At 65.7% G+C, this 12,291-nt stretch carries 14 protein-coding genes and 1 tRNA gene; 7 read left to right on the forward strand and 8 right to left on the reverse strand.

The window, feature by feature from the left end; translation table 11 throughout:
• Positions 1-93: 93 nt before the first annotated feature.
• A complete protein-coding gene (locus ACZK08_RS12375) occupies positions 94-651 on the forward strand; it encodes a hypothetical protein (RefSeq protein WP_065183046.1) in 558 nt (185 codons plus the stop codon).
• A gap of 111 nt (positions 652-762) precedes the next feature.
• Here the strand turns inward: ACZK08_RS12375 and ACZK08_RS12380 are convergent, their stop codons facing one another.
• Genes ACZK08_RS12380 through ACZK08_RS12390 form a run of 3 tightly spaced genes read right to left on the reverse strand, consistent with a single transcriptional unit; the run spans position 763 to position 4,843 of the window.
• Positions 763-2,967 carry a peptidase domain-containing ABC transporter gene (locus tag ACZK08_RS12380; RefSeq protein ID WP_065176244.1) on the reverse strand — a complete coding sequence of 735 codons (2,205 nt, stop codon included), beginning with the start codon at positions 2,965-2,967 and terminating at the stop codon, positions 763-765.
• Entirely contained in the window at positions 2,967-3,731 is a 765-nt protein-coding gene (locus ACZK08_RS12385; RefSeq protein ID WP_065183047.1) for a Fic family protein, read from the reverse strand. The genes ACZK08_RS12380 and ACZK08_RS12385 overlap by 1 nt, the downstream gene beginning before the upstream one ends.
• Before the next feature lie 59 nt (positions 3,732-3,790).
• On the reverse strand, positions 3,791-4,843 hold the full coding sequence (locus ACZK08_RS12390) for a DUF6932 family protein (protein WP_065183048.1): 1,053 nt from the start codon (positions 4,841-4,843) through the stop codon (positions 3,791-3,793).
• Positions 4,844-5,012: 169 nt separating this feature from the next.
• Here ACZK08_RS12390 and ACZK08_RS12395 point away from each other — a divergent pair, with 169 nt between their 5' ends.
• Positions 5,013-5,657, forward strand: coding sequence for a hypothetical protein (locus tag ACZK08_RS12395; protein ID WP_065183049.1), 645 nt, complete (start codon positions 5,013-5,015; stop codon positions 5,655-5,657).
• Here the strand turns inward: ACZK08_RS12395 and ACZK08_RS12400 are convergent.
• A complete protein-coding gene (locus tag ACZK08_RS12400; RefSeq protein ID WP_196768769.1) occupies positions 5,654-6,085 on the reverse strand; it encodes a hypothetical protein in 432 nt (143 codons plus the stop codon). The genes ACZK08_RS12395 and ACZK08_RS12400 overlap by 4 nt on opposite strands.
• A 109-nt stretch (positions 6,086-6,194) precedes the next feature.
• On the reverse strand, positions 6,195-6,602 hold the full coding sequence (locus ACZK08_RS12405; RefSeq protein WP_065183051.1) for a hypothetical protein: 408 nt from the start codon (positions 6,600-6,602) through the stop codon (positions 6,195-6,197).
• A gap of 516 nt (positions 6,603-7,118) precedes the next feature.
• Here ACZK08_RS12405 and ACZK08_RS12410 point away from each other — a divergent pair.
• The 3 genes from ACZK08_RS12410 to ACZK08_RS12420 are packed head-to-tail and all read left to right on the forward strand — an operon-like array spanning position 7,119 to position 9,362.
• Positions 7,119-8,309, forward strand: a complete 1,191-nt coding sequence (locus ACZK08_RS12410; protein ID WP_478452208.1) for a PAAR domain-containing protein — start codon at positions 7,119-7,121, stop codon at positions 8,307-8,309.
• On the forward strand, positions 8,306-8,833 hold the full coding sequence (locus tag ACZK08_RS12415) for a hypothetical protein (protein WP_128989615.1): 528 nt from the start codon (positions 8,306-8,308) through the stop codon (positions 8,831-8,833). Before ACZK08_RS12410 ends, ACZK08_RS12415 begins: the two co-directional genes overlap by 4 nt.
• A gap of 13 nt (positions 8,834-8,846) precedes the next feature.
• Positions 8,847-9,362 carry a hypothetical protein gene (locus ACZK08_RS12420; protein ID WP_155761068.1) on the forward strand — a complete coding sequence of 172 codons (516 nt, stop codon included), beginning with the start codon at positions 8,847-8,849 and terminating at the stop codon, positions 9,360-9,362.
• 233 nt (positions 9,363-9,595) lie between these two features.
• Here the strand turns inward: ACZK08_RS12420 and ACZK08_RS12425 are convergent, their stop codons facing one another.
• Positions 9,596-9,994 carry a hypothetical protein gene (locus ACZK08_RS12425; RefSeq protein WP_065183054.1) on the reverse strand — a complete coding sequence of 133 codons (399 nt, stop codon included), beginning with the start codon at positions 9,992-9,994 and terminating at the stop codon, positions 9,596-9,598.
• Between the two features lie 84 nt (positions 9,995-10,078).
• Here ACZK08_RS12425 and ACZK08_RS12430 point away from each other — a divergent pair, with 84 nt between their 5' ends.
• Entirely contained in the window at positions 10,079-10,306 is a 228-nt protein-coding gene (locus ACZK08_RS12430) for a hypothetical protein (protein WP_081284464.1), read from the forward strand.
• Positions 10,307-10,311: 5 nt separating this feature from the next.
• Here the strand turns inward: ACZK08_RS12430 and ACZK08_RS12435 are convergent.
• Positions 10,312-10,401 (reverse strand) — tRNA-Ser (locus ACZK08_RS12435).
• Positions 10,402-10,506: 105 nt separating this feature from the next.
• Positions 10,507-11,499 carry a LysR family transcriptional regulator gene (locus ACZK08_RS12440; protein WP_053520355.1) on the reverse strand — a complete coding sequence of 331 codons (993 nt, stop codon included), beginning with the start codon at positions 11,497-11,499 and terminating at the stop codon, positions 10,507-10,509.
• Positions 11,500-11,625: 126 nt separating this feature from the next.
• Here ACZK08_RS12440 and ACZK08_RS12445 point away from each other — a divergent pair, with 126 nt between their 5' ends.
• Positions 11,626-12,213: an FMN-dependent NADH-azoreductase gene (locus ACZK08_RS12445; RefSeq protein ID WP_053520354.1), complete on the forward strand. Its 588-nt coding sequence runs from the start codon at positions 11,626-11,628 to the stop codon at positions 12,211-12,213.
• The last annotated feature ends 78 nt before the right edge of the window (positions 12,214-12,291 follow it).

Genomic DNA, 12,291 nt, shown 5'->3' on the forward strand with positions numbered 1-12,291 from the left:
GTCGCGGAACTGCAATGCCCACGCTCCGCGCAGGCCTGACGATGAGGTGGCTTCCATGTGGCGACTTGGCGGCCATCTCCAGGAACAGGAACGATGAACCTCAATCTCTCCCGGAAGCCTTTCCTGCTGCCGCTGTTGGCGTTGACCCTGTCACTCGCATTCCAGGCATCTGCTGAAGACGGCGCCCGAGGAAGGGACAGCAACGAGAATTCACTTGAAGACGTGATTCAGAAGCTTGCCGATGCCCCTTGGCCGCTGGGCTTCGATTTCTTCCAAAGCATGGGCGCACGTGAATTCATGCAGCAGGGCAACAGCAATACCGACCCCGTCGTTTTCAGGTCAAGCCCGATCGAGGCCCGCGATGGTTACCGGATCGCCTATACCGAGTTCCGGATCCATCCGCGCCTGGTGCAGGGAATCAGTTTCTTCTATGCCAAGCTGGAACAGGGTCATTGCTATCCCGCTGCGTCCTTGAAGGAAAAGTACGCGCTTGAGCAGTTCATGTATCCGCCGAGCCCGCACAATGCAGCCGCTGAACGAGTGAGCAGGGAATCTGCTTACGAGCTTCGTTCCAACGGGACTGTCCTGCACTTCACTACCGATGGATCCCGCGACGAGTGCCTGCTCAGCTTCTATCGCGCCGCACGCTAGGATATGCGCCCCACCGTGCAGTGAAGGATGGCGATTGTCGGGCGCTGGGCGCCCGGTAATTCTGGTTGGATGCCCGCATCGGCGTGGTTTCATTCCTGGCTGTAGCACGCCTCAAAGCCTGTCTGGTTCTGGAGAAGCGTTCGCTGCTGGACTGGCTGCTGGAGCCACTGCTGGCGGCGAAACGACGGCAGGAATGAGGTTGACGGTCGGCGCTGCTGTGGGCGCCGCTGCGGTGGGCTTGCGGGTATCGCCCACCACCCTGCCCTGGTCGATGCGCACCAGACGGTCGGCCAGGCGCATGGTGTCGGGTCGGTGGGTGATCAGGATGCGGGTGATATCCAGCTGCGCCAGCGCCTGGTAGATGCGGCTCTCGCGCGCCACGTCCAGGTTCGCGGTGGCCTCATCCAGCACCAGGATGCTGGGCTTGCGGTACAGCGCGCGGGCCAGCAGCAGGCGCTGCTTCTGGCCACCGGAGAGGGTCGAGCCCATGTCGCCCACCAGCGTTTCCAGCTGCATCGGCATGCGCTGCACATCCTCCTTCACCGCCGCCATTTCCAGGCACTGCCAGACCAGCGCGATGTCCGGGCGCTCGGCGAAGAAGGTCACGTTCTCCACGATCGAACCGGTCAACAGCTCATCATCCTGCATCACCACGCCCATCCGCTGACGGACCACGCGCGGCCCCCAGCTGGCGATGTTCAGCCCGTCATAGAGCAGCTCGCCGGCGCTGGGCGGGTACAGCCCGGTCAGCACTTTCACCAGCGTGCTCTTGCCACAGCCGGATGGGCCGGTGATGGCCACGAACTCGCCCGGCGCAATGGCCAGGTTGATGTCCTTCAGCGCCGGCGCTTCCTGTGCCGAGTACTGGAAGTATACCGAACGCAGCTGGATGTGCCCCTCCATGCTGTCCGACGCCGAAGGATCCTTGCTGAAGCCCTCTTCGCTGGGACTGAGGGCAATATCGGCAATGCGGTCCGAATGCAGCTCGGTCAGGCGCCAGGCGATGCACTGGTCCACCAGCGTGGTCAGCCGGTTGCTCAGCTGCTGCCGGTAGGCCACGAAGGCATACAGCGCGCCTACTGTCAGCGTGTTGGCCAGTACCGCCTGGGCGCCGATGTAGACGATGGCCACCAGGCTGAGGCCATCAAGCAGGGTGCGCCCCGCGCCGATGCCAATCTGCAGGTTGGCGCTGTTCAACGAAGCACGCACCAGATCGGCGTACTTGTTGGCCCAGATCGATTCGCGCGAGAACTCGCCGCCCATGGTCTTGATCGACTGCATCGCGCGCAGCGTTTCGATGCGCGTCCCGCGCTCGGCGATGTTCGCCTGCAGACTGGCCATGCCCATCTTCATCGACATCGGGATGGCGGCCACCCGCATCAGTACGTACAGCCCCAACGCAGTCAGTGCGACCAGACTCATCAGCGGCGAGTAGACGAACATCAGCACGATGATGCCCAGCGCCAGCACACCGTCCAGCAGTGCGCCGATGAGCCCGTTGGCGATCAGCTGGCGGATCGGGTCGATCGACTCCATCCGCGACAGCGCATCGGCCAGACGGCGTCGATGGAACCAGGTCAGCGGCAGGCTGACCAGATGATGGAACAGGCGCCGGCTCATGTCCCAGCCCATCAACGCCGACGCCCGCTGCAGCGTGACCCCGCGCAGCGCCTCGGCCAGGCTGTTGAACACGGCCACCGCACCGAACCCCAGCGCGAGCGCCATCAGGAAGCCGCGGTCGCCGCGCAGCACACCCTCGTCCACCGCCAGCTGCATGAAGAACGGTGACAACAGCACGAAGCCCTGCAGCAGCAGCGTATAGACCAGCGTATGGAACAGCGCGGTGCCGACGCCGCCCTTGAAGCGGATCATCGACCAGATGTTGAGCGGCGAACGCTGCTTGCGCGGCCGGAAGCTGGGCGAGGAACTGACCTCCACCGCGATGCCGGTGAAGGCCTGGGACAGCTCCGCTTCGCTGAAGGACAGCGATCCATGGGCCGGGTCGATGATGTGGTAGCGGCCGCGTGAGACCTTCTCCAGCACCACGAAATGATTGAGCTTCCAGTGCAGGATGGCCGGCGTGCCCAGATGCTGCAGATCGCTGGGCTCGCAGCGCACCGGCCGGCACTGCATGTCCAGCGCGCTGGCCAGCGCGATCAGCTGGTTCAGGTCCACACCGCGCTGGGAGTTGTGGTACTTGCGCCGCAGCTCGCTCATTTCCAGATCAGCGCCCAGCATGGACGAGCAGATCGCCAGGCATGCCAGCCCGCATTCGCTCACTTCAGACTGCACCCGCCAATAGCGCTTGTTGAACATCAGACATCCTCGTTCCGGTCGGGCATGGCCGGCTGCTGTCCCAGCCATGCATACAACTCGATTGCCGTGCAGTGCCAGGCGTACAGCCCTTCCCAGCGACCGTACAGTTCCGCCTCGCGCAGGCGCACTTCGTAGCCGCCACGGGACAGCACCGTCAGCACCTTCAGCGGGATGAAGCAGGCCTGCGGAAGCCCGGCGCGGTGCAGGCAGAAATTGAACAGCGCGCGCCCCAGCCGGCCATTGCCGTCGGCAAAGGCATGCGCATTGTTGGCCAGCGCCAGCAGCTGCACCGCAGACCGCAGGCCCTCAGCCGGATCGGGCGCGGCCCGTTGCCGCAGCAGCTCGTCCCAACGCGCGGCCCCCTGCAGGGCCGGCACCATCGGCAGCTGCGCGCGCCCATCATGGGCGCGGATCCATACCGGCCCGCTGCGCAGCGCGCCGTCACCGCCGGTGCTGAGCGAGACGAAGCGCTGTACATCGGCCATCGACAGCGGCCCCTGCACGGTGCGGTGCCACTGCCGATAGACGTCGGCCTCGGCAGCTTCAGCCGCAGCCAGCGCGGCCAGATCGAACGCCGGCATCTGCATGTGCGCCGACAGCGGATGGCGCAGCTGCTGCACCGCCGCCCGCAACCGCGGATGACCGCGATGGGACCACAGCGTTTCGCAGGGCTGCGCGCAGGGCAGCAACGCGGGCAGCCTGAGGTCGCACGCCTGCAGCCGACCCTCCAGCGCCAAGGACGGCTGCGGCGGCGGCAGCGGCATCAGTACCCGTTCCGTGGCAACGGGGGCACCTGTGGGTGTGGTGGCCAAGCGTGCGGTCATCACTGCCCCGCCCCGTTACCCGGCAGCAACAGCACCAGGCCATGTTCGCGCGCGTCCGTGCCCGGCCGGCGCGACTGATACAACTGGGTGAAGTACGAGGTCAGCTTGACCATCAGCCACGGCTCGGCGTCGCACGGCACGAAACGCATGTCGATGTGTTCAAGCAGGAATTTGCGGGTCAGCCGCTGCAGGGCACGCCCCGGCTCGAAGCGGACGTCTGGCCGCGCACTGTAGAACACCACGATGTCCAGATCGTTCGGCACGGCATTGGAGATGTCCACGAAGCTGCCGCCCACCAGGCAGCAGTGCACCTGTACCACCTGCGCCAGATCGGCGAGTGCGCGCCCCAGCGCCGCAAGCCGCACCTGGCGCAGGCTGCTGCCGCCGAACGCGCGCTCGAAGGCCGCACGGTCGGCCAGCCAGGGCGAGGCATTGCCCGGCGTACTGGCGGCGATGGGCAGCAGGTACTGCGGCAGGCCCGCATCCACGATGTGCTGGAAGGGGGTTTCCACGGCGCTGGCGGGCACGGCACCGGCCGACCGGGCAGCGGGCGCCGGGCCCGCAACGCCCAGGTAGGCACGGATACGCCCTGCCTGTGCGCGCACCAGCGCGGCCTGGTCCGGGAACACCGCGACCGAGACGTAGGCGAAGCGGTCGGCCACTGAAAGTGAAAGCGCATCGAATGCCTTGCGCACTGCGATGCGCTCGTCGGCAGGGAAATCGCGCTCCGGGAAGCGGGCGGCATCGGCCGACGCCGCCGTCGGCGCCGAGCATCGCTGATACAACCCGGCGTTGACGATGGCCAGGTCCAGATCGGAAAACGCGGGATCGAATGCCGCGCCATCGCGCAGCGAAAAGCCGAATCGGGCCGAGCCGACAATCTGCACATCGGCCACCGGTACCGCCAGCAGCTGGCTCACTCCCCGCAGCAGCGGCGCAAGGCTTTCGGTGTCGCCAGCACATAGTGCCGGCCCTGCCAGCGCGGCCTCGGCGATCTGCTCGGCCGCCACACTGCGCGCGTGCTGTTCGCGAATCCATTCAGCGTAGTTCATCAGGCATCCAGGCCAACGGTGGAACGTCTCAACGCTAGCATATCCAGGCGTCGGGCTTGTGCACGCAGCCCCGTAAATTCATGCCTGAACAGGCAGCGCAACGCGTCGGACCGGCACCGCTGCCGCAGAGCGTGGTCTACTGTCGCCCCCCAAGGATGAGGCACATCGCATGATCCACCCCCGTTCCGCGCTCGGACGCGCGTTGCCGCTGGCCCTGCTGGCCCTGCTCTCGGCGTGCCAGAGCGAGAAGGTCGGCGAGTTCTTCAACCCGCCGCAGGAGGTGCAGGCGCACAGCGAGTTCCGTGTCAGCGGGCTGCCGGCGCTGGCCTACCCGAACCTGGTCTCGTCGGCCTCGGTGGAAGGCGGGCAGGCCCGCGTCGATGGCAACGGCCCCGGTTACATGGATCTCCAGTTCTTCCCCATCACCTCCGCCGATGCGCTGGACAGCACCGACGCTGCGTGGGCCCGGCAATCGCAGTACCGCGCGCCGGATCTTTCCGGTATCGACTTCAGCACGCAGTTCGCCTTCCTGGTGGCGCACCCGGAGCTGTCCGGCTATGCCGCGATGACCAGCGGCCAGTACGCCACGTTCTTCAGCACGGTGAAGGTGGCGTACCTGGACGACCGCGTCGTGGTGCATCTGGACGCCAGCCGGCTGGGCAACATCAATCCGATCACGGCCCTGGGCAGCCCCTGGGCCGGCAAGCTGTACACCCTCGAACGGCGCGGCCGGACACAGCTGGAAGTGAAGCTTTACGAGAACCGCTACCGGTTCACGCTGGTGCCGGACACCGCGCCTCCGATGGCGCCCTAGCGGACCTTGTACAGCACCGCGGCGCCAGGGCGCGGCTCGAAGGCCGGCACGGTCTGCTGGCTCAGCGCCCTGCCCTGGGCATCCCACACCAGGGTTTCCACCGGGTACTCGTCCTTGCGCGTCATCGCGTCGATCTGGCCGATGACCACGGTCGCTGCCGCTGGAACGTCCGGGTTCCAGCCGAACACACCTACCCGGCCGTGGAACACGGCCGGCGCGCTGGCGTCCAGGCGCCGGTCCGGGCACATCACCAGGCCACGATCGAGCATCACCCGCAGCGCGCCGACCGGGACCTTCTTCACCGTGGGCGTGGTGCGCTCGGCGCTGTGGCCGGGGCAGACATTGGCAGCGCGGGTGACCATGTGTTCGGCCACCTCGCGATCGGACTGGGCGCAGGCCAGCGTGGGGGCGAGGCAGAGTGCGAGCAGCGTGAGCGAGGACATCCGGGTCATTGCAGGTTCCTGTTCGGGGTGCGCAGCGACCTTAGCAATGGCGGACGGCGGAAATGCAAACGAGGCGTGAGGGACAACAGGCGGCTCAGGGAACGAGGCAGCGCTCGATCTGCAGCGACAGCGCATGGCAGGCATCGAACATGCCATGGACCAGCGCCGCCGAGGGATAACCGTCCGGATCATCGTTTTCCCGGGCCACGTGGGACGCCTGCAGCACCGCCGTCAGCGCGGTGATGCCGGATGCGCATCGGGTCGCCAGGGCCAGATCGAACGCACGCCCCGGGCTGAGACGGGTTTCGGTCCAGGGCTGGCCATCCGCGCGCAGGTTCCTGCCATGGCCCAGCAGATGGGTGAAGAACGCGGACGGTGGCGAGGACGCGGCGGCATCGCTGAGGGCGTCCTCCATCTTTTCAGCAAGGGTGTTGGGAAGATCACGCAGCGCATCGCCGAGCAGGGCGTGCAGGCGGGGATAGTCGGGGCGCAGATCAGGCATGGCGGCAACCTCACAGGTGGGCCACCCGCAAAGGCAAGGTGGCGGACGGTGCGGGTTGGCGTGCCGGATACATTGTCCAATGCCGGCGGATCAAAAGATCCCCACACACCGTCCGCCATGAACTGGCAGACGGTGCATTGTCGTGATTGCAATGGGAGGTGCAACCGCGACTCGACGGACAACGTATGTTCGGGACGCCAATCCCGGCCAGGGCGGGTGCCTTGGCGCGGCCATCGTTTGCCCTGCGCGGCCTCTGGAAAAGAGGCAGATGCGGCATTTGGCGCAGCACGCGACAGAGCGCCGCGAGTGAAACATCAACTTGTGACCGCTTTCACTCGACGTCGCTGACCGAGGCACGCCTGCGTTGATCCAGAACCCGCAGCACCACGGCGGGTCGCGACACACAGCGGCCCCGCCATCGGCCTCGCCGCCTATTCAGCCAACCCGACCTGAACCGGCGCATCATGGAGCCCTGGTCTGCAATGGAAGCGAACCATGGGACGGAACTGGATTGTGATGGGGGACCCGACCTCCAGCGGCGGACGGGTCATCACGGCCTCAAGTGAAACCGACATCGGCGGCATCGGCGTCGCGCGGGTCAGCGACAAGGCGACCTGCCCTACCCTGCATAAAGGCGTCTTTCCGATTGTCGAAGGCGATGCCACCTTGATGGTGGACGGCCAGCCTGTGGCGTTGCACGGCAGCGCGCTGGCCTGCGGCTGCCGGGTGTTGTCCAGCCAACAGGCCGTGGTGCATGTCACGGGGGGCGGAGGGGGTGGTGGTGGCGGCGGGGCCGCAGGCGGTGCCGGCAAGGCGGCCGCGGTCGCCAGCACGGCCGCACAGCTGGCGCGCGCACTGCCCACCGCGTTCGATCAGGCCATCCGTTTTCTCGGCGTGCAGGGCGCACCGTTGGCCGAGGTGCCGTACACGCTGCATCTGGCCGATGGGCAGACCCTTTCCGGCACCACCAATGCGCAGGGCGAGACGGCGCGGGTATCGACCGCGCAGAGCCAGGCCATCGTGCGTGCCGAACTGCGCCCGCCGACACAGCCGACCGGCTGCTGTGCGCGCACGGCACCGGCCAGCACCGACGAAGCAGAAGTGTTCGATGTGGACGGTGTGGTGACCACCGCCGAGGGCATGGGCACCTCCGTGGTACCGGTAAGTGCGCCTGGCCACGAACGCGCCATGACCGCCGGCGAGATCGAGATGGCACGCCTGGTGTTCGGCGATGCAGTCGACTACAGCACCGTGAAGGTCCATAACCACGGCTACTGGATGTTCTTTGGCTTCCAGGACAAGGACACTGCCGTGACGCCCAACGGGCAGATGTATTTCCCGAAGGGTATCTATCGGGAGGATTACTCCGCCGACGACATCGATTTCCAGCAGTTCTTCATCCACGAGATGACCCACGTCTGGCAGTATCAGCTCGGCTACAACGTCAAACTGGTACGGGCGCCCCGGCCGAACATGAGCTACGACTATCTGCTCGACGAAACGCGCCTGTTCCATGAGTACAACATGGAGGCACAGGGCAATATGCTGGCAGATTACTTCCTGGTCACCTTCCGTGACTCCCAGTGGCGCATGAACAATGTCCGTTATCGCGCGACAGCTGATATCGGCGCGCAGCTGGAACGCGCCCTCTCCCAGTTCCTTGCCGACCGCAGCAGCAAGGACAACCTGCCGAGGACGACCCGATGATGCGCGTGCGATTGCCGGTAGCCCTGTTTGGTCTGCTGGGTCTGCTGCTGCCGATGATGGCCAGTTGCTCGCAGCCGCGAGGAACCTATCAGCGCGCAACGATCCAGGAGAGAGAAGGCACACTCTGTTTTGGTGTGCCCGACACGCGTGAAACGCGTGACGCCCCGCCGCTCATCGCCGGCGTGACAGTAACGGAAGTGGGTAAAGGAAATCAGCCTGTATGGCAGCGCATTTTCCTGCGCGAAGGGGCTCCCGAACCTGCGATGCCTCCAGACCAGTGCTTGACGTATGGCGCAGGCAAGACAGCCGCCCCGGCACTGGGGGTGGGCAAGTATTACCAGGTGGTTCTCTCGGGTTACACACCCGGCGCACCAGGCAGGGAGGGCGAGGCGCAGAAGCGCGTCTTCAACGCCTGCTTCCATGTTGAGGACGTCGCCGGCAAAGGCGCGGTGAAGCCTGTCGTTTCGGACTGCGCAACGGCGTCCTCTTCCGCACTACGATCTGCGCAGCCAGCCGGCAAGTAGCGGATGCCTCTTCGTGGACGACGCCATGACGAGACTGCCGCTGACCTTGCTGGGCCTGCTGCTGCCCATGATGGCCATCGGCTCATCGCCAGCCGGTCGCTACCAGCAGGCGACGATACAGGACCGTGACGGCGTGCCCTGCTTCGGCGTACCCGATACCCGTGAGACGCGCGTCAACGCTCCCCTTGTCACCGGCGTTTCAGTGATGGAAGTGGGCACCGGTGGCATCCCGCTGTGGGAACACGATTTTCTGCGCGAAGGGACAACCGAACCCGCGCTGCCCCCCAGCCAGTGCCTCACTTATGGCGAGGGCGCGGCGTCCGCCCCCGCGCTGCGGCCGGGCAAGCGCTACCACGTGGAAATATGGGGGCGCACACCCGGCAAGCCGGGCAGGAAGGGTGAAGCACAGGCGCGTGTGTTCAGTGCCTGCTTTCATATGGTGGACGTGGCCGGTAATGGCATGAAACCCGTCATTTCGGACTGCGCGACCGTGGTCTCGGCGGGACCGCCAACGGTCCGCGAAGATTAGCGAGGCTCCTACGGACAAGGCGAGTCCATTTTGCCCACTGATAATTTAACTGCGTCTGCGCCGCCAGCGTATGCTGGTACGGCGGAGTGGTTAGAGCGCGGCAAACGCCTGCAATGACGACGTGGCGCCGGTCACCGGGTCCAGCCTCGGATACGCGGCGGTGATCTGGGCGGAATGGCACATGGTGCAATTCAATCACGCCCAGATTCCGCAACGCGTGATCATGTGGAGGTCTACCGGTAGCGGTTGGCCTTGATGTAGAGCCAACTCGCTCCGACTACCAGGGCCGCCAGCATCCCCCACAAGAATGCGGGCGTCGCCCACCAGTCCAACGCAGGGTCTGCGCCTCGCAGTACGAAGAATTCCGGAGCGCTGGTGCCTTTGGCAATCAACGCCGGCCACGATGCAAACCACAGCCCCGGGACAAGGAATTGCCACGGATTGCTATACCCCAATGAGCTGGCGAGCCACGATGCCAACCCATAGAGCACCAGCACTCCGAGCACTCTCACCAACGCCGTCAAGATCACTTCGAAATTCAGACCGGACTTGACCGACAGCCACCAGGTGAACAATGCCAAAGGGATAGCTAGTGCACCTGCCACCCAGAGTACGTCGCTGCTTTCCCTCATTCTGAGGCACCATTTCTAGACGGGGTTGAGCCGTTATCGGCCGGCGGCTCCAAATCTTGAGACGCAAGAGGATCGCCCCCGGTGATGGCCGAATCACAACCGCGATGGCAAACGGGAAAAGCTGCGCTTGCCTATCTCGTGCGCCAGATGACCGGCATGAGCACGACCTTCACCTATGGCGAGATCAAGGCCGGTCGCTTCCGCATCGGTCGCCGCGCTCTATGGATCCAGTCCGAGGTGCAATGCTGGGTTCGTAGAAAATCGCGCATGCTGGATGCAAAAAAAAGCCCCTGTTTCCAGGGGCTTTTTTGAGCGATTGGCGGAGAGAGTGGGATTCGAACCCACGGAAGGTTTAACCCTTCGCCGGTTTTCAAGACCGGTGCCTTAAACCGCTCGGCCATCTCTCCGTATCGGCCCGGCACTGCTGGCCGGGCACGCATTCTCGCACGGCCGGGCGATTTGCCCAAGACCGTCGTCGCGGCCGGGGCTGGCCCGGCGTTACCGCCCCAGGCTCAGCCCGCATCCACCGCCAGCGCACCCAGCGCGCTGGCCTTGATGCGCTCCTTGGCCTTCTCGCAGGCGCCATCGCAATGCAGGCGCGAGGCCTCCAGCTGCGGCGGCAGGTGCTCGGCCAGGAAATCGATGAACACGCGCACCGCCGGCAGCAGGCCCCGACGCGAGGCAAACACGGCGTGGCACACGCCCTGCGGCAGCGACCAGTCCGGCAACACCACCTCCAGTTCGCCATTGCGCACGGCATCGGCGCACACGGTTTCCGGCAGCATGGTGATGCCGAAGCCGTCCTTCACCATGCTCTGCAGCAGCGGGAAGTCGAAGCCGGCCACGCGCGGCTGCAGGTCCACCCGGCGCACTTCGCCTTCCGGGCCATGCAGTTCCCAGCGCTGGCGCGCCTCGTCCTCGCTGATGCTGAGGGTGACGTGCTGGGTCAGCTCTTCCGGCTCCTTCGGGCGGCCGGCGCGGTCCAGATACTTCGGGCTGGCCACCAGCAGTTCCTGCACCTGGCCGAAGCTGCGCATCACCAGGCTGCCGTCGTCGTCCAGGCGCGAGCGCACGCGCAGGGCCACGTCGTAGCCTTCGTTGATGATGTCCACGCGGCGGTTGCTGATGTTCAGCTGCAGCCGCACCTTCGGGTACTGCTCCAGGAACTTGGGCAGCAGCTTGGGCAGCTGCATCTGCGCCAACGACACCGGCACGCTGGCCCGGACCACGCCGCGCGGCTCCGCGCTGAGGCGGTCCACCACTTCGCGTGCGGCCTGTGCTTCGGCCAGCATGGTCTGGGCGTGACGGTGCACGCTGGTGCCGACGTCGGTGACCGCGAAGCGGCGCGTGGAGCGCTGCAGCAGGCGCACGCCCAGGTCGGTCTCCAGCTGGCTGATGCGGCGGCTCAGGCGCGACTTGGGGATGCCCAGGGCGCGCTCGGCCGCGGCGAACCCGCCGTGGTCGACCACCATCGCGAAGTAGTACAGATCATTCAGGTCATGCATGCCCGAGTTCCATATCTAGAACAATACGTGGCATTCAACCATCTTTATTCCGCCTTTGCAACAACCTATCGTTCTCTCCGTCGGCGGCAAACCCCGCCCCCTACTTCCAGAACATAGGTGACTGCCATGAAGCTTCTGCATCTCGACGCCAGCGTGCTTGGCGACAATTCCGTCTCCCGCCAGCTGTCGGCGGCGGTGGTGGCCCGGTTCAAGGACCAGATCGACGGCCTGCAGGTCGATTATCGCGATCTTGACGCCAATCCGGTACCGCATCTGCGCAGCAGCTCGCTGGCCAAGACCGATGCGGCCGAGGCGACCGATGCTGAACAGGTGATGCAGCAGTTCCTCGATGCCGATGTCGTGGTGATCGGCGCGCCGATGTATAACTTCAGCATCCCGTCCACCCTGAAGGCCTGGATCGACCGCGTGGCCGTGGCCGGCCGCACCTTCAAGTACACCGAGAATGGCCCGGTGGGTCTGGCCGGTGGCAAGCGGGTGATCATCGCCAGCAGCCGTGGCGGCATCTACACCGATTCGCCGGCCGACTTCCAGGAGCCGTTCCTGCGCCAGGTGTTCGCCTTCATGGGCATCGATGAGGTCGAGTTCGTGCGTGCCGAGGGCATCGCCTACTCGCCGCAGCACCGCGAAGATGCCATTGCCGGTGCACTGGCTGCGCTGCCCTCGCATGAGGCGGCGGAAGCGGCAGCGGCGTAACGCGTTCCAGCGTTCAGCGCCCCTCTCTCCTCGTCTGGGCGTTGAACGCGGGCCGGGATTCCCCTCCCCCCTCCCGGC

The organism is Stenotrophomonas sp. 112478_Sma (genome assembly GCF_056479905.1).

What these genes read in the sequence shown, in the direction of transcription:
- ACZK08_RS12375 (WP_065183046.1), top strand. Translation starts at nt 94, where the DNA reads ATGAACCTCAATCTCTCCCGGAAGCCTTTCCTGCTGCCGCTGTTGGCG.
- ACZK08_RS12380 (WP_065176244.1), bottom strand. Translation starts at nt 2,967, where the DNA reads ATGTTCAACAAGCGCTATTGGCGGGTGCAGTCTGAAGTGAGCGAATGC.
- ACZK08_RS12385 (WP_065183047.1), bottom strand. Translation starts at nt 3,731, where the DNA reads ATGCCGCTGCCGCCGCCGCAGCCGTCCTTGGCGCTGGAGGGTCGGCTG.
- ACZK08_RS12390 (WP_065183048.1), bottom strand. Translation starts at nt 4,843, where the DNA reads ATGAACTACGCTGAATGGATTCGCGAACAGCACGCGCGCAGTGTGGCG.
- ACZK08_RS12395 (WP_065183049.1), top strand. Translation starts at nt 5,013, where the DNA reads ATGATCCACCCCCGTTCCGCGCTCGGACGCGCGTTGCCGCTGGCCCTG.
- ACZK08_RS12405 (WP_065183051.1), bottom strand. Translation starts at nt 6,602, where the DNA reads ATGCCTGATCTGCGCCCCGACTATCCCCGCCTGCACGCCCTGCTCGGC.
- ACZK08_RS12410 (WP_478452208.1), top strand. Translation starts at nt 7,119, where the DNA reads ATGGGGGACCCGACCTCCAGCGGCGGACGGGTCATCACGGCCTCAAGT.
- ACZK08_RS12415 (WP_128989615.1), top strand. Translation starts at nt 8,306, where the DNA reads ATGATGCGCGTGCGATTGCCGGTAGCCCTGTTTGGTCTGCTGGGTCTG.
- ACZK08_RS12425 (WP_065183054.1), bottom strand. Translation starts at nt 9,994, where the DNA reads ATGAGGGAAAGCAGCGACGTACTCTGGGTGGCAGGTGCACTAGCTATC.
- ACZK08_RS12430 (WP_081284464.1), top strand. Translation starts at nt 10,079, where the DNA reads ATGGCCGAATCACAACCGCGATGGCAAACGGGAAAAGCTGCGCTTGCC.
- ACZK08_RS12440 (WP_053520355.1), bottom strand. Translation starts at nt 11,499, where the DNA reads ATGCATGACCTGAATGATCTGTACTACTTCGCGATGGTGGTCGACCAC.
- ACZK08_RS12445 (WP_053520354.1), top strand. Translation starts at nt 11,626, where the DNA reads ATGAAGCTTCTGCATCTCGACGCCAGCGTGCTTGGCGACAATTCCGTC.